Source organism: Paracoccus beibuensis (assembly GCF_026162625.1).
Taxonomy (GTDB): domain Bacteria; phylum Pseudomonadota; class Alphaproteobacteria; order Rhodobacterales; family Rhodobacteraceae; genus Paracoccus; species Paracoccus beibuensis.
Genome location: NZ_JAOTBD010000003.1, coordinates 78,510 through 93,597 on the forward strand (window position 1 = coordinate 78,510; position 15,088 = coordinate 93,597).

General features: G+C 66.8%; 14 protein-coding genes and 1 pseudogene. 6 read left to right on the forward strand and 9 right to left on the reverse strand.

Features of this window, described 5'->3' with window-relative positions; genetic code table 11:
* Positions 1-3 precede the first annotated feature (3 nt).
* From OC159_RS03215 to OC159_RS03240, 6 genes are all read left to right on the forward strand, one after another.
* Positions 4-1,092 carry an ABC transporter permease gene (locus OC159_RS03215; protein ID WP_265499714.1) on the forward strand — a complete coding sequence of 363 codons (1,089 nt, stop codon included), beginning with the start codon at positions 4-6 and terminating at the stop codon, positions 1,090-1,092.
* Positions 1,089-1,997 carry a nickel transporter permease gene (gene nikC, locus OC159_RS03220; RefSeq protein ID WP_265499715.1) on the forward strand — a complete coding sequence of 303 codons (909 nt, stop codon included), beginning with the start codon at positions 1,089-1,091 and terminating at the stop codon, positions 1,995-1,997. The genes OC159_RS03215 and nikC overlap by 4 nt, the downstream gene beginning before the upstream one ends.
* A complete protein-coding gene (locus tag OC159_RS03225; RefSeq protein WP_265499716.1) occupies positions 1,994-2,878 on the forward strand; it encodes an ABC transporter ATP-binding protein in 885 nt (294 codons plus the stop codon). The genes nikC and OC159_RS03225 overlap by 4 nt, the downstream gene beginning before the upstream one ends.
* A 9-nt stretch (positions 2,879-2,887) precedes the next feature.
* Entirely contained in the window at positions 2,888-3,673 is a 786-nt protein-coding gene (locus OC159_RS03230; protein WP_265499717.1) for an ABC transporter ATP-binding protein, read from the forward strand.
* A 571-nt stretch (positions 3,674-4,244) separates the two neighbouring features.
* The gene (locus OC159_RS03235) at positions 4,245-5,090 is read left to right on the forward strand and encodes a TIGR02587 family membrane protein (protein WP_265499718.1); all 846 of its coding nucleotides are present in this window, start codon (positions 4,245-4,247) and stop codon (positions 5,088-5,090) included.
* Positions 5,090-5,488 carry a hypothetical protein gene (locus OC159_RS03240; RefSeq protein ID WP_265499719.1) on the forward strand — a complete coding sequence of 133 codons (399 nt, stop codon included), beginning with the start codon at positions 5,090-5,092 and terminating at the stop codon, positions 5,486-5,488. The genes OC159_RS03235 and OC159_RS03240 overlap by 1 nt, the downstream gene beginning before the upstream one ends.
* A gap of 348 nt (positions 5,489-5,836) precedes the next feature.
* Here OC159_RS03240 and OC159_RS03245 read toward each other — a convergent pair whose 3' ends face one another.
* The 9 genes and pseudogenes from OC159_RS03245 to OC159_RS03285 form a co-directional block, all read right to left on the reverse strand.
* Entirely contained in the window at positions 5,837-6,361 is a 525-nt protein-coding gene (locus OC159_RS03245) for a hypothetical protein (protein WP_265499720.1), read from the reverse strand.
* Between the two features lie 196 nt (positions 6,362-6,557).
* The gene (locus tag OC159_RS03250; protein ID WP_265499721.1) at positions 6,558-7,001 is read right to left on the reverse strand and encodes a DUF1801 domain-containing protein; all 444 of its coding nucleotides are present in this window, start codon (positions 6,999-7,001) and stop codon (positions 6,558-6,560) included.
* 280 nt (positions 7,002-7,281) lie between these two features.
* A pseudogene (locus tag OC159_RS03255) lies at positions 7,282-7,580 on the reverse strand (hypothetical protein); the annotation flags it as partial.
* 45 nt (positions 7,581-7,625) lie between these two features.
* Complete coding sequence (locus tag OC159_RS19985) at positions 7,626-8,171, reverse strand: SRPBCC family protein (protein WP_322626705.1); 546 nt, start codon at positions 8,169-8,171, stop codon at positions 7,626-7,628.
* A 341-nt stretch (positions 8,172-8,512) separates the two neighbouring features.
* Positions 8,513-9,910, reverse strand: a complete 1,398-nt coding sequence (locus OC159_RS03265; protein ID WP_265499722.1) for an L-serine ammonia-lyase — start codon at positions 9,908-9,910, stop codon at positions 8,513-8,515.
* A 6-nt stretch (positions 9,911-9,916) separates the two neighbouring features.
* On the reverse strand, positions 9,917-11,179 hold the full coding sequence (glyA, locus tag OC159_RS03270; protein WP_265499723.1) for a serine hydroxymethyltransferase: 1,263 nt from the start codon (positions 11,177-11,179) through the stop codon (positions 9,917-9,919).
* A gap of 77 nt (positions 11,180-11,256) precedes the next feature.
* On the reverse strand, positions 11,257-11,787 hold the full coding sequence (locus tag OC159_RS03275) for a sarcosine oxidase subunit gamma (RefSeq protein WP_265499724.1): 531 nt from the start codon (positions 11,785-11,787) through the stop codon (positions 11,257-11,259).
* A gap of 12 nt (positions 11,788-11,799) precedes the next feature.
* A complete protein-coding gene (locus tag OC159_RS03280) occupies positions 11,800-14,790 on the reverse strand; it encodes a sarcosine oxidase subunit alpha (protein ID WP_265499725.1) in 2,991 nt (996 codons plus the stop codon).
* The gene (locus OC159_RS03285) at positions 14,787-15,086 is read right to left on the reverse strand and encodes a sarcosine oxidase subunit delta (protein ID WP_265499726.1); all 300 of its coding nucleotides are present in this window, start codon (positions 15,084-15,086) and stop codon (positions 14,787-14,789) included. Before OC159_RS03285 ends, OC159_RS03280 begins: the two co-directional genes overlap by 4 nt.
* Positions 15,087-15,088: the final 2 nt, after the last annotated feature.

A 15,088-nucleotide genomic window follows, 5' to 3' on the forward strand; every position in this document is an offset into this window, starting at 1 on the left:
GCCATGACCGACAGCACGACCGCCGGGGGGCCACCCCCCGGCGACGACCGGCCAAACCCCTCGGCACGCCGGGCCTTGCGGCGGCGGCGCGCCCGCAGCGTGGCGGGAACCCTCGTGTCACTGGCGCTGACGCTTCTGGGCCTGCTGCTGGTCACCTTCATCATCGGCCGCGTCATGCCCATCGACCCGGTCCTGAAGGTCGTGGGCGACCGGGCCACGCAGGCGCAATACGACGCCGCCTATCAGGCGATGGGTCTGGACCAGCCGCTGGTTGTGCAGTTCCTGCGCTATATCGGCGACGTGCTGACGGGCGATTTCGGGCGTTCGATCTCGACCGGGCAGCCGGTGGCGCAGGACATCGCGCGGGTGTTTCCTGCGACGGTCGAGCTGGCGGTACTGGGTACGCTGATCGGCGTCGTGATCGGCGTGCCGCTTGGCGTCATGGCGGCAGCGCGGCGGGGCGGCATCTTCGACCAGGTGGCACGTGTCGTGGCGCTGATCGGGTATTCGATGCCGATCTTCTGGCTGGGGCTGATGGGCCTTCTGATCTTCTACGGCAATCTGGGCTGGGTCGGAGGACCGGGGCGGCAGGGGATCATCTATGACGGCATGGTGCCGTCGGTCACCGGACTGATCCTGGTGGACAGCCTGCTGGCCGGTGACTGGCCGGCCTTCCAAGACGCGTTCAGCCACATCATCCTGCCGGCCAGCCTGCTGGGCTATTACAGCCTCGCCTATATCAGCCGCATGACGCGCAGCTTCATGCTGGAACAGCTGTCGGCGGAATACATCATCACGGCGCGGGTGAAGGGTCTCTCCGAACGCGCCGTGATCTGGCAGCACGCCTTTCGCAACATCTCGATCCCGCTGGTCACCGTGATCGCGCTGTCCTTCGGGTCGCTGCTGGAAGGGTCGGTCCTGACCGAGATCATCTTCAGTTGGCCGGGGCTTGGCAGCTATATCACCCGCGCGCTTCTGTCCGGCGACATGAACGCGGTCCTGGGCGGCACGGTCGTCATCGGCGTCTGCTTCGTGTTGCTGAACCTTCTCAGCGACATCCTTTATCGCGTCCTTGACCCGAGGTCGAAATGAGCGCCGTCTCTCGCCGCGACTGGCTGCTGTCGGACGCACCGCAGACCCGCCGCCAGGCGCGGCTTGGCGCGATGTACCAGGGCTGGTTGACCTTCCGGGGCAACAAGCTGGCGATGCTGGGCCTGATCATCCTGGTCCTGCTGATTGGCATGGCCATCTTCGCGCCGCTGCTTGCGCCGCAGAGCCCATACGCGCAGAACCTGGCCGACCGGCTGCAGCCGCCATCGGCGGCGCATTGGCTCGGCACGGATGCGCTTGGCCGGGACATCCTGTCGCGCCTGATCCACGGATCGCGGATCACGCTGTTCATCGTGGGGACCGTGGCGCTGATCGCGCCGATCATCGGTCTGTTCATCGGCACCGTCGCGGGCTTTGCGGGAGGCTGGGTGGACCAGGTGCTGATGCGCATCACCGACATCTTCCTCGCCTTCCCCAAGCTGATCCTGGCGCTGGCTTTCGTCGCGGCGCTTGGTCCCAGCATCGGCAACGCGGTCCTGGCGCTGGCGCTGACCGCCTGGCCGCCCTATGCCCGCCTTGCCCGGGCCGAGACGCTGACCATCCGCAATGCCGACTTCATCGCCGCCGCGCGCCTGCAGGGGGCAGGGCGGTTGAGGCTGCTGATCCGGCACATCTGGCCGCTTTGCGTCAGTTCGCTGATCGTGCGGGTGGCACTGGACATGGCAGGGATCATCCTGTCGGCGGCAGGTCTGGGCTTCCTGGGTCTTGGTGCGCAGCCGCCGCTGCCGGAATGGGGAGCGATGATTTCGGACGGGCGGACCTATATCCTGGACTATTGGTGGGTCGCGGCAATGCCCGGCATCGCGATCTTCACCGTCTCGATGGCCTTCAACCTGCTAGGCGACGGGCTGCGCGACGTGCTGGACCCGAAGGGGGACAAGTCATGACCGAACCGCTTCTGTCAGTCCGCGACCTGCGGGTGACCTTTCCGACCCGCCAGGGTGAATTCCAGGCCGTCCGTGGCATCAGCTTCGACCTGGGTCGCGAACGGCTTGGCGTCGTCGGCGAATCCGGCAGCGGCAAGTCGATGACCGGCCGGGCGATCCTCGGCCTCGTCCGGCCCCCCGGCCGGGTCGAGGCTGCGCGCATGGAGTTGAAAGGACAGCCGATCCTGAACCTGCCCGACCGCCAGATGCGCAAGATCCGGGGCGGGCGCATCAGCATGGTCATGCAGGACCCCAAGTTCAGCCTGAACCCGGTGATGACGGTCGGCCAGCAGATCATCGAGGCGTATCGCCTGCACGCCAACGCGCCGCGCGACCGGGCGCGGCAAAAGGCGCTGGAGATGCTGGAGGCTGTTCAGATCCGCGACCCCGAGCGTGTCATGAACGCCTATCCGCACGAAGTGTCGGGCGGCATGGGCCAGCGCATCATGATCGCCATGATGCTGGCGCCCGAACCGCAGATCCTGATCGCGGACGAGCCCACCAGCGCGCTGGACGTCTCGGTCAGGACCGAGGTCCTGAATATCATGGACGGCCTGGTGCGCGACCGCGGCATGGGGCTGATCTTCATCAGCCACGACCTGAACCTGGTCGCGCAGTTCTGCGACCGCGTGCTGATCATGTATGCCGGTCGTGTAGTGGAAACGCTGCCGGCCCGCGACCTGCACCATGCGCGCCACCCCTATACGTGCGGGTTGCTGGACAGCCTGCCACGGCTGGAGGCGCCGGTCGACCGCCTGCCGGTCCTGCAGCGGCAGGACAGCTGGCGCGACGGCGACATTGTCGCCGACCGCGCCGATACCGAATTTCCCGGAGGGCTTTGACATGGCAGCATGCACGCATTCGCTCTGGCGGCGCCGGTCATGCTGACGGTTGCGGATCTGGACGTCTGGTTCGGGCAACCGCCCGACCGGGTGGACGCAGTCAAGGGGGCGGGCTTCACCGTCGCACAGGGCGAAAGCTTCGGATTGGTCGGCGAATCCGGTTCCGGAAAGTCGACGATCCTGCGTGCCATTGCGGGGCTGATCCCCACCTGGTCGGGCCGGATCGAGGTCGACGCCAAGCCGCTGTCCACCGACCGTCGCGACCGGGCGTTCTTCAAGACGGTGCAGATGGTCTTTCAGGACCCTTACGCCAGCCTGCACCCGCGCCATTCCGTCGATGCCGTCCTGGCGGAAACGCTGCGCCTGCAGGGCATGGACCGAATCGACCAGCGGATCGAGCAGCTTCTGGACGACGTGGGCCTGGGCCGCGGCTTCCGCTTCCGCTATCCGCACCAGCTGTCGGGCGGGCAGCGCCAGCGCGTGGCCATCGCCCGCGCCTTGGCTGCCGAGCCGCGCATGCTGCTGCTGGACGAACCCACAAGCGCCCTGGATGTCAGCGTCCAGGCCGAGATCCTGAACCTGCTGTCGGACCTGCGCGCCGAACACGGCCTGACCTACTTGATGGTCAGCCACGACCTCTCGGTGGTGGGGCACATGTGCGACCGGCTGGCGGTCATGCAGCATGGCCGGATCATCGAGATCATGGGCGTGGGCGATTTGCGGGCAGGTCGCGGTCGCGAACCCTACACGCGCCAGTTGATGTCCGCCTCGGCCGGTTACAGCGCCCAAGGTTGAAGTCCCACCTGTCGTCCGCACGCCCACGTTGCCGGCATGAACGTGCCGCTGGGCGTCGGGATGAAGGTTAAGATGGGTTGACGATTCAGACATGTCCAAAAGGATAGGGTGACTTGCCCTTCAACCTCAGACAAAAGAGGTTCACAGGTCGGGCGGCGAAGTGTTGCTGTTTTACGAGTTTAGTCGCCCGGCCGGTTTCCCCATGCAACCTGTGCGTGCTTTTCCCTTGGTTGGTGCTCTGCATGTGATCCGGTGGCCGGGCAGCACGGATGAAGGTTCTGCCGCGTGCGCGCCGAAAAACGTTGTCGCGCGACTTTATCTCAGAGACGCAATCTGCTCCGATAGGACACATCAGGCAACGTCACCCCCGGGCGCTTCCCAGTCCGGCAGCGCGCGCTAAGCGCCTGTGCCAGAGGAACATCCTGCGTCATGAAGCGTTATCCCTTGCCGGGTCTGGCCAAGGAGGGACGATGCAAACGAACATGTTCCAAGGCTTATCCGCCCCCTGCACAGGCGCGCATGCGTATCAGGGCACCAGTTCCCTGCGCTGCCCATTGGCCGAGTGACGGCCATGACAGCCGCGACCTCGACCGACCTCCAGCACAGCGTCCCCGACACCCGCAAGTTCTGCGCGGGTCTCGGGCGGGCATTCGCCGGCGCGCTGCTGTTCTCGCTGCCGATGCTGATGACGATGGAGATGTGGTGGCTGGGTTTCACGCTGGAGCCGTGGCGGATCTCGGTCATGCTGCTGGCGATGCTGCCGCTGTTGATGGGGCTGTCGCGCTTTGGTGGCTTCCGGCGGACCGACCGCTTCAGGGACGATCTGGCCGACGTGCTGGTGTCGGTGTTGGTGGCGGCTGTCGCCTCGACCGTCATCCTGTTCCTGTTCTCCGTCATCACTACCGACATGCCGTCCAGACAGGTCGTCGGAAAGATTGCCATGCAGATGTTCCCCGCCAGCATCGGCGCCATGCTGGCCCGCAGCCAGATGGGCGACACGTCAGAGAGCGACCGCGAGGAAAGCGAGCCGTCCTACCTTGGCGAACTATTCCTGATGGGGGCCGGCGCGCTATACCTGTCGCTCAACGTCGCCCCGACCGAGGAGATGGTGCTGATCGCGTTCAAGATGTCTGTCTGGCAAGAGATCGGGTTGCTGGTCCTGTCGCTTACCCTGATGCACGCGCTGGTTTACTCGGTCGGCTTCAGGGGCGGGACCGCCCGGGGCGGCCGGTCTTTCATCCACGTCTTCGGGCGGTTCACATGCGTCGGCTACGTAATCGTGGCGCTGGTCAGCCTGACTGTCCTTTGGCTGTTCGGCCGCACCGGGGCGTCCTCGACTGAAGAGGTCCTCAGCACGGTGATCGTGCTGTCCTTTCCCGGCGCCATCGGCGGCGCCGTGGCGCGACTGGTGCTCTGATGGCCAAGGATCGCGATCTTCCCGAACGGACATCCGCGCTGGAATGGGCGGTTGCGCTGCTTGGTGCGGCGATCATCGCGGGCACCGTCGGCTTCATGATTCGGCACGGGCTGACGCACCCGGCCACGGCCCCCGATGTCGTCGTCAGCCCCGGAATGCCGAGGCAGGTCAGCGGCGGGTACCTGGTCGAGTTCACGGCGTTCAACCGCGGCAACACCACGGCGGCAAGCCTGACGATCAAGGGCAGCCTGACCGATGGCAACCGGATCATAGAGACCAGCGAGGTGACGTTGGACTATCTGCCGCAACGGGCCAGCCGGACTGGCGGGCTGTTCTTCCAGAACGACCCGGCGCAGCACGATCTTTCGGCAGAGGCCGGAGGTTATGTCGCTCCTTGACCGGCAAGCGGCTGCGATCCGTGGGTGCTGAAGGTGACGCCCGGCGAGGGGTTGAACGTCGTCGGTGACGCCCGATCACCTGGCACCGTCGGTTTGCCCTAAAGCGGCCCCGTCAGAGGTTCTTGGCGCATGCAGATCAAGACGATTTGGATGGACCTGATCAATGATCATGACGAGGACGCTTCAGGACAACCTCCACCGCATCGGACATGCACCCATCGCGGGCTCGCTGCGTGCTCTGCGATCCTTCCGGGGTAACCTGCCCGGAATTTTGACCGAGGATCTTGCCGTCGACCTCGCACTTGTCGACGGCGGGTTCGCGGGACCGTCAGCGGGCCTGCACTTGCATCAGCGGAATCCGATGCCCCCTGTCGTGGAGATCGAAGCCAGCAGACTGGCTGAGGGTCCTCTGGCTGCGATCCGGGCCTCACGATCGACCTGCCTGAACGTCATTTCGTCGGCATCTATCGGAGCAGGGTGTCTCGGCCGACAAGGCAATGATCGCGCTGAACCGCCGGGCCGGAGCGTGCCGGCCTGACCTTCAGGATCAAAGCGAACTTTTTCGGTTCGTGCGGAAAGGTGAACGGTGCGGAAAGGAACAAGATCGACAAGCTGAGGCGCTTTCACGCCGCCTTGGCAGTTGTACCACGCCCTCCACCCGAACGAGGGCGCCTGAAGCCTGTCGAGCGTCCTGCCCGCGATCGGCAGCGGGATATGCGACTGCTTCGGCATAAACGGCACCCGGATCGGCGGCCTGCAGCCGATGCCGGTCTTCCGCAGCATTCGCAAGCTGCGGTCGACGCCGCACACCCGTGACGACGCCTGGGCCGGCGATATCACCGCCGCCTGCACCCACATCGGCGCGACCTTCAAGCCGTCGCTCTGCCAGGACGTCCGGCTGGCCGAAGTCCGTATCAGCGGCCATCATGACGAGGCGAACGGCCCCCGGAAGGCGGCCACATCCCCCTGTCAGGGCGTCCGGGCCCTGGCATCACGCCGGACGAATTCGTGTTCGGCAGTCCCGTCGCGTCCTTCGGCTGACACGGGTGGCGGACGCACCGCCATCCCCCTACGAGAGCGCGACTCCCGGCAGCCTGACAGCCTGCGCCATCCATTCGGCGATCAGCGTTTCGTCCAGGGCATCATCCTCACGGATGTGCAGGTAACGCACCCCCTCCACCCTGGACGGGCGAGGCGGAGCCGGGATGAGGTCGGTGCCGCGAAAGAACGTCAGCTGCAGATAGTCGCGATAGCAGTACATCGCGAAGAACCACCCATCCTCCTTCCCATAGAGGGGTGTGTTCCAACGAACCGCCTTGCGCACCTCGGGAAGCGTCGCCACCGCGATCCGGTCCAGCCGACGACCGATCGCGCGCTTCCAGCCGGGCATTGCCTCCAGATAGGCCGCGACCGGCGCGTCGCCGTCGCCCTTGGCGATCTGCGGATTGCCGCTGGACAGCAGCCGTGGCCGGTTCTGGTTCTCCATGCCGCGATCATAGCGGCTCGGCTGCATCGGGTCGAGCCGCTTGGCGCGATGAACGCCCCCGCGATCACCTGCGGGGGCGTTGCGGAACGTTCGAGGTGGCAGGGTTGCCAGGCTGCTGCAGAAGTCGCCGAGGCGGAGCGTTTTTCTTGAGACCGGCCCGGCTGCGTTGAGCTTCCGGCCTGTCGGGGCAAATGGTGTGCGCGGCCGATGCCGCCTTTCGTCTTCATACGCTCAGCAGTCGTGGCAGCCGGACAAGGTTGTTGGCCAGCAGGAACGTTTCTGCTCATTGTTGAATACGTAAGCTACTCTAGTCTGGCCCCAGGCTGGAGGGGCGAGCCCCTGAACCCGGCAAGGGCATTGCCCCTGCACCCTTGAAAGGCGCCTGCCATGAGGATCGAGATCCGCACGCCATTGTCAGGATGAAGCGGGACCTCACCCGTGCGACGCCGCAGGAGACGGTCTGTGCCATGCCGACGACGGACTTTGCCCATCCGAAGGGCTCCTCAATCCGCTTCCGGCGCTTCGGGGACAGGTCGTAGCCTTGTGCCGGGTGGTTCGCCCATCGACCGCCGAATATCTCGCCTTTCGGGCGACCTGCGGGATGACGCCGGTCGGCAACGGATCCGGCGGCGTCATATGCGCTCCTCCAGATCAACACAGCTGAACAGCGACCCGCTCGGCTCGTCCGTGCCCCGTATCATCACCCCCGCCCTGGCCCCCCCCCGACGAGGAACCATGTTCCTCAAACCGGGTCGAGCACCGACTTCTTAGGCAGGCGCTTAGAAGGTGCAGCGTGACCTGCCCGACGGGCTTCGTACCGCGGGCCAGTATACAGCCGTCCTCGATGTCCTCGTCCGTGATGGAGGATGCCCTGGAACTGCGTCTCGACATTTCGCGGTTCCTGTCATTGGTGGCGATCCAGACCTTTGTGAGGCGCTTGAGATCACGGTCGTCGCCCTCGACCGCGCCCCTGTGGACCAGCCAAGTGGTGGTCATTCCGGTCTCGGTCGGGCTGTTTGGGATCACGCGGAACATCAGCGTGCGATCCGGCAGGAAGTGGTTCCAGCTCGACGGGTCGTTGAAGACCAGCAGCGAACCCGCGTCAGGCTTTGCCACGCGGTTCAGCTGGTTCTTCAGGCCGGCCTTGCCGTCCATCGCATGGCTGACGGCGGTTTCCTGCAGCGGCTTGCGCGCCATGCGGAATTGGCCATGCCACCAATAACGACCTGCGCGGGCGCATCGGTGGCCACGCAGGCTTCGAAATCCGCCTTGAGTCCAAGTCGAGCCGTTGTCGGACACAACCGCAATCTAAGGTTACTGCCGAAAACCGGGTGGTTGCCGCTGCTGCAGCCGGTGCAGGATGACGTTCACGTGACCTGGGACAGGCTCGTCAGCGACATGCTGGACGACGGCAGGCTGATCCCTGTTCGAGGGTTCACTGCCATCGCCGGTCGGCCTGTTGATGACGATCCATTCGCGCGTCTTGGCGCAGGCGCGGCTGTTCGCCGACTGGCTGGCCGGAAACAGCCACCGAGCCGTCAGCACTCTGGCAGGTTGACGGCGATGCCCCCGGTCGAGGTCTCCTTGTAGCGGCTGTCCATGTCGCGCCCGGTCTGCAGCATCACGCGAATGCAGTTGTCCAGCGGCATGAAGTGCTGCCCGTCGCCGCGCAGCGCCAGGCTTGCCGCCGACACGGCCTTGATCGCGCCAAGGGCGTTGCGTTCGATGCAGGGCACCTGCACCAGACCGCCGGCGGGGTCGCAGGTCATGCCCAGATGATGTTCCAGCGCGATTTCGGCGGCATTCTCGATCTGCTCGTTCGTGCCGCCCAAGACCGCGCAAAGCGCCGCCGCCGCCATCGCGGCCGCCGATCCGACCTCGCCCTGGCAGCCGACCTCGGCGCCCGAGATCGAGGCGTTGGCCTTGATGATCCCGCCGACCGCCGCTGCCGTCAGCAGGAAGTCGCGCCGCGCCTCGTCGGTCGCGCCGATATGGTCCTGCCAGTATCGCAGCACGGCGGGCAGGGTGCCCGCGGCGCCGTTCGTGGGCGCTGTCACGACGCGGCCGCCGGCAGCGTTTTCCTCGTTCACCGCCATGGCGTAGACGCTCAGCCAGTCGTTGATCAGGTGCGGGTGGCGGTCGTTGCGGAACTTCTCGGCCTCCAGCGACCGGTGGATGCCGGCGGCGCGGCGGCGGACCTTGAGACCGCCGGGCAGGATGCCCTCTTCGCGCAGGCCCCGGTCGATGCAGGCGTTCATCGCCTGCGCCAGCCGGTCTAGCCGCGCATCCAGGTCGGTCGCGCCCTGCGCTTCCTCATTGGCGCGCTTCATGGCGGCGATGGATTTGCCGGAGGACCGGCCCATCGCCAGCATCTGCGCAGCATCGGCGAAGGGATAGGGGATGTTCGTGCGCTGGACGGGCTTGCCCGCCTGTTCGCGTTCGGCCACCAGCTGCGCCTGGGTCAGCACGAAGCCGCCGCCGATCGAGTAGTAGACCTCGGCCAAGCAACGGTTGCCCCGCGCGTCGAAGGCCTCGAACGTCATCCCGTTGGCATGGAGCGGCAGCGCGGGGCCAAAGTCGAAGACCAGATCGTGCTGCGGATCGAAGGCCAGCGGCGGCAGGCCCGGCAGGATGACCTGCCGGCTGGTGTGAAAATCCGCGATCAGTCCCTCGGCCGCATCGGGGTCTAAACTGTCTGGACGCTGCCCCAGCAGGCCCAGCATCACGGCGCGGTCGGTCGCATGGCCCTTGCCGGTGAAGGCTAGCGAGCCGTGCAGCGTCACCCGCAGCCTCGCAGGTTCGCCCGCGCCCGGGATCTGTTCGGCCCCGCCGCGCAGGTCGTCCAGGAAATGCGCGGCGGCGACCATCGGCCCCATCGTGTGCGACGACGACGGGCCGATGCCGTGCTTGAAGACCTCGAAGACCGAGATGAACATGATGCCTCAGCGGTAGATCGGGAAGCGGTCGCAGATCGCCTTGACCTCGGCGCGCACGGCGCTTTCGGTTTCGGTGCAGCCGTCGGGATTGGCGGCCAGCGCCTTCAGGACGCGCAGGATCATCTCTCCGATCTGGCGGAACTCGGCCTCGCCGAAGCCGCGGGTGGTGCCGGCCGAACTGCCAAGCCGGATGCCCGACGTCACGAACGGCTTTTCCGGGTCGAAGGGGATCGCGTTCTTGTTGCAGGTCAGGCCCGCACGCTCCAGCGCGATCTCGGCCACCTTGCCGGTCACGCCAAGCGGGCGCAGGTCGCACAGGACCATGTGGCAGTCGGTGCCGCCCGAGACGATGCCCATGCCGCCCGCCGTCAACGTTTCGGCCAGCACGCGTGCGTTGGCGATGACAGCTTTCGCATAGTCCTTGAACGACGGCTGCAGCGCCTCTCCGAAGGCCACGGCCTTGGCGGCGATGACATGCATCAGCGGCCCGCCCTGGTTGCCGGGGAACACGGCCGAGTTCAGCTTCTTCGCCAGGTCGTCGTCATTGGTCAGGATGACGCCGCCGCGCGGACCGCGCAGCGTCTTGTGCGTGGTCGAGGTGACGACATGCGCGTGGGGCACCGGGTTCGGGTATTCGCCCGCCGCGATCAGGCCCGCGTAATGTGCCATGTCCACCATCAGCCAGGCGCCGACCTCGTCCGCGATGGCGCGGAAGGCGGCAAAATCCATGTGGCGCGGATAGGCCGAGGCACCGGCCACGATCAGCTTCGGACGCTCGGCCAGCGCCTTGTCGCGGACCTTGGCCATGTCGATCAGGTGGGTGTGCGGCTCGACCTCGTAGCTGGCGACATCGAACCACTTGCCCGACATGGTGACGGGCGAGCCATGGGTCAGGTGGCCGCCATGGGCCAGCGACAGGCCCATGATCTTGTCGCCCGGCTGCAGCAGCGCCAGGAATACGGCCTGGTTGGCCTGCGCGCCCGAATGCGGCTGGACGTTGACATGCGCCGCGCCGAACAACTGCTTCAGGCGGTCGCGGGCGATGTCCTCGACCTCGTCCACGAATTCGCAGCCGCCGTAATAGCGCTTGCCGGGATAGCCCTCGGCGTACTTGTTGGTCAGCACCGAGCCTTGCGCGGCCAGCACGTCGGCCGAGACGATGTTCTCGGACGCGATCAGTTCGATCTGGTCCTGCTGGCGGACCAGTTCGCGGCCGATGGCACCGGCGATGGCGGTATCCGAGATGGCGGGGGTCTTGAAGTCGAGCATGGGGTTCCTTTCGGCAAAGCGGGGCCGCCCGCGACCGGCGGGGCCAAGGCGGGACAGGTTCTGGGGGAAGGCGGGCCTTAGAGGCCCGATTTCAGCTCGACCATCACCTGGTCAAGAAGGGCGCGGACATGGGGCAGGAAGCTGCGCCAGACGTCCATGCGGAAATCCTGCCGGTCGTCGCGCCACAGGATCACGGTGGCGCTGTCGAACAGCGTGCGCGCGCCCTGACCCACGGGCATCGCATCGATGTCGCGGGGGCAGCCGGTGGTCAGCGCGGTCAGCGCCTGCGCACCCGACAGGCGCAGCGTAATCTCTCGGTCGCTGATCTCGACAAGGCTGTGCGGGATCTGGGCATAGGCGGCGCCCGATCCGGCCGCCAGCGGCGCGGCGTCGGGCGCGAGGATCGTCCATTCGTCGGGGCCCAGGCACAGGACCTCGACGCCGCCTGCGGTGCTGCGCTGGCCGACCGCAGTCGGCAGCTCCAGCCCCAGCGCCCCGGCCAGGGCCGCGCGGTTTTCGGGGCGGACGCGCAGCGAGAAGCGCGGCGCCCAAGGCAGTTCCTCGACCAGGAAGGGCGTGGGATCGAAATCGTGGCGTTGCGTGGTCATGTCTTTCGCTCCTCAGGCTTTCAGCCGTTCGCCGGCCGGGTCATAGAAGTTGGTCGAGGTGATGGTGGCCCGGATCGTGCCGTCGGGCATGGGGATGTGCACCGTTTCCCCCATCCGCGACAGGCCGCCGGTCACAACCGCCATCGCGATGGGACGCCCCAGCGCCACCGAGTCATAGGATGAGGTCACGTGACCGGCCATGGTCATCGGCAGGCTCTGGCTCGGGTCCAGCACGATCTGGGCGCCTTCCTCCAGCTTCCTGCCGTCCTCGGTCAGCAGGCCGACCAGCTGCTTGCGGTTCGGCGCGACGATGTCGGGACGCGACAGCGAGCGTTTACCGACGAAGTCCTTCTTGGCCTTGCCGATCGCCCAGTCCAGGCCCGCATCCTGCGGCGTGACGGTGCCGTCGGTGTCCTGACCCACGATGATATAGCCCTTTTCGGCGCGCAGGACGTGCATCGTCTCGGTGCCATAGGGGCAGATGTCGTATTGCTGGCCGGCCTCATGGATCGCCTTCCACAGCTGCAGGCCGTGGCGCGCGGGGACGTTGACTTCGAAGCCCAGTTCGCCCGTGAAGCTGATGCGGAACAGGCGCGCGGGCAGGCCCGCGACCGTGCATTCAGCCACCGACATGTGCGGGAAGTTTGTGTCCGACAGGTCCAACCCCTCGACCAGCTTCTCCAGCACCTTGCGGGCGTTGGGGCCGTTCACCGCGACCGTCGCCCATTGCTCGGTGGTCGAGGTCAGCCAGACGTCAAGGTCCGGCCATTCGGTCTGGAGGTAGTCCTCCATCATGTTCAGGACGCGCGCGGCACCGCCGGTTGTGGTGGTGACGTGGAACAGGTCGGGCGACATGCGCCCGATGACGCCGTCGTCGCGGATGAACCCGTCCTCGCCCAGCAGCAGGCCATAGCGGCATCGTCCAGGCTGCAGCTTGGTCCAGGGGTTGGTGTACATGCGGTTCATGAACTCGACCGCATCGGGACCAGCGACCTCGATCTTGCCCAGGGTCGAGGCGTCGAACATGCCCACGGATGCCCGTGTCGCGCGGCATTCGCGCGCCACGGCGGCGTGCATGTCCTCGCCCGCCTTGGGGAAGTACCAAGCCCGGCGCCACAGCGACACCGGCTCGAACACCGCACCCTGCGCCTCGGCCCAAGGGTCGATGGGCGTCTTGCGGGTGATTTCGAACGTGGCGCCCTTGTGATAGCCCGCGAAGGCGCCGAAGCTGGTCGGCGTGTAGGGCGGGCGGAAGGTCGTCAGGCCCACCTGCGGGGGCTCCTTGCCCAGGGCGTCGGCGGCGATCATCAAGCCGTTGATGTTCGACATCTTTCCTTGGTCGGTCGCCATGCCGTTGGTGGTATAGCGCTTGACGTGCTCGATGGAGCGCATGCCCTCGCGGACGGCCAGGCGGATGTCCTTGGCGGTGACGTCGTTCTGGTAGTCGACGAAGGCCTTGGCCTTGCCGGGGCTGCGGTCGGTCGGCAATTCCTTTTGGCTGATGCCGGTGCCGGGGCGGTCACCCTCGACCCGCGCGTCGGATGCGTCGGCGCTGCGGCCAAGCGCCTGCGCGGCGGCGATGCCGGCCTTCACGCCGTCCTCCAGCACGAAGCCATAGCCCCAGAGACCGCGTCCCGCGCCGGCGATCTGGCAGGCCTCGGTCTTGTGGTCGGGCAGGAAGGTCCGGCTGTCAGCGTCCCAAGTCAGCGAGCCCTTGGTGTGCGAGAAGAGGTGCAGCGACGGCGTCCAGCCGCCGCAGATCAGCAGCGCGTCGCAAGGGATCTTACGCCCGGCGCCGACCTGGCCATTCCGCACCGGGTTCACGCGGACGGACTTGACGCGCAACCGGCCTTCGGTCGCGGTGGCGGTGTGGCCGGTCAGCACCAGGATGCCGCGCTTGCGGGCAGCCTCCACCAGGTCGGGGCGCACGCTGTCGCGGGTGTCGGCGATGGCCGCCACGCGGGCTCCGGCATCGACCAGGTCAAAGGCGGCGTACCAGGCGCTGTCATGGCTGGTCACCACGGCGGCATTGTCGCCGACCTTGACGCCGTAGCGGTTGAGATAGGTCTGCGCGGCACCGGCCAGCATGACGCCGGGACGGTCGTTGCCATCGAAGACCAGCGGCTTTTCCAGCGCGCCCTGCGCCAGCACGACCTGTTCGGCCCGGACATGCCACATGCGTTCGCGCGGCGCACCGTGCGGCGGCTGGTCCAGGTGGTCGGTGACGCGCTCGACCAGACCCACGAAGTTCTGGTGGTAATAGCCGATGGCCGTGGTGCGGGTCATCAGGCGCACGCCGGCGGCGCGAAGCTGCGACAGCTGCTCGGCCAGCCAAGCCCACGACCCGCGACCGTCGATGCGCACCGACGGGTCAGACAGCAGCGATCCGCCCATTTCGGGATTTTCATCCACCAGAACGACGCGGGCGCCGGATTTCGCGGCTGTCAGCGCGGCCGAGATGCCCGCGGCGCCGCCGCCCACCACCAGCACGTCGGTATGCAGGTTGCGGTGGGCATAGCTGTCGGGATCGACCTCGGCCGGCGACTTGCCCAGGCCCGCGGCGGCACGGATGAAGGGCTCGTAGACCTTGTCCCAGAAGCTGCGCGGCCACATGAAGGTCTTGTAGTAGAAGCCTGCCGAGAACAGCATGTAGGCGCGGTCGTTCACGGCCCCGATGTCGAACTTCAGCGACGGCCACTTGTTCTGGCTTTCCGTCGTCAGGCCGGCGCGCAGTTCCTGCACGGTGGCGCGGGTGTTCGGCTCGAACCGGCCCGGGCCGCGCGAGGTGCCGATCAGGGCGTTGGGTTCCTCGGAGCCTGCCGTCACCACGCCGCGCGGGCGGTGATACTTGAACGACCGGCCCATCAGGTGCACGCCGTTGGCCAGCAGCGCGGATGCGACGGTGTCGCCGCGCAGGCCCTGATAGCTGCGGCCGTCGAAGGTGAAGCTGACCGGCGCCGCGGGATCGACGCGGCCCATGCCGGGGATGCGATAGCGGCTCATTCGGCGGCCTCCTTCACGGTCAGGTCGGGACGGGCCTCACCGGCCTTGTAGGTCATCAGGAAACGGTCGCTGACGGTATCGCGGACCGCGTTGAAGAAGCGCCCGCAGCCGTGGATGTGCCGCCAACGTTCAAAGTGCGGCCCGCGCGCGTTGGTGCGGATAAAGAGGTAATCGCGCCATTCCTCGTCTGACAGCGCCGAGGGATCGGCGGGGCGCGAGATATGCGCCTCGCCGGCATAGGCGAACTCGGCCTCGGGCAGGGTGGCGTCGCAATAGGGGCAGTGGATCAGCAGCATGG

What these genes read in the sequence shown, in the direction of transcription:
- OC159_RS03235 (WP_265499718.1), top strand. Translation starts at nt 4,245, where the DNA reads ATGACAGCCGCGACCTCGACCGACCTCCAGCACAGCGTCCCCGACACC.
- OC159_RS03285 (WP_265499726.1), bottom strand. Translation starts at nt 15,086, where the DNA reads ATGCTGCTGATCCACTGCCCCTATTGCGACGCCACCCTGCCCGAGGCC.
- OC159_RS03225 (WP_265499716.1), top strand. Translation starts at nt 1,994, where the DNA reads ATGACCGAACCGCTTCTGTCAGTCCGCGACCTGCGGGTGACCTTTCCG.
- OC159_RS03250 (WP_265499721.1), bottom strand. Translation starts at nt 7,001, where the DNA reads ATGCAGCCGAGCCGCTATGATCGCGGCATGGAGAACCAGAACCGGCCA.
- OC159_RS03275 (WP_265499724.1), bottom strand. Translation starts at nt 11,787, where the DNA reads ATGACCACGCAACGCCACGATTTCGATCCCACGCCCTTCCTGGTCGAG.
- glyA (WP_265499723.1), bottom strand. Translation starts at nt 11,179, where the DNA reads ATGCTCGACTTCAAGACCCCCGCCATCTCGGATACCGCCATCGCCGGT.
- OC159_RS19985 (WP_322626705.1), bottom strand. Translation starts at nt 8,171, where the DNA reads ATGGCGCGCAAGCCGCTGCAGGAAACCGCCGTCAGCCATGCGATGGAC.
- OC159_RS03230 (WP_265499717.1), top strand. Translation starts at nt 2,888, where the DNA reads ATGCACGCATTCGCTCTGGCGGCGCCGGTCATGCTGACGGTTGCGGAT.
- OC159_RS03215 (WP_265499714.1), top strand. Translation starts at nt 4, where the DNA reads ATGACCGACAGCACGACCGCCGGGGGGCCACCCCCCGGCGACGACCGG.
- nikC (WP_265499715.1), top strand. Translation starts at nt 1,089, where the DNA reads ATGAGCGCCGTCTCTCGCCGCGACTGGCTGCTGTCGGACGCACCGCAG.
- OC159_RS03265 (WP_265499722.1), bottom strand. Translation starts at nt 9,910, where the DNA reads ATGTTCATCTCGGTCTTCGAGGTCTTCAAGCACGGCATCGGCCCGTCG.
- OC159_RS03240 (WP_265499719.1), top strand. Translation starts at nt 5,090, where the DNA reads ATGGCCAAGGATCGCGATCTTCCCGAACGGACATCCGCGCTGGAATGG.
- OC159_RS03280 (WP_265499725.1), bottom strand. Translation starts at nt 14,790, where the DNA reads ATGAGCCGCTATCGCATCCCCGGCATGGGCCGCGTCGATCCCGCGGCG.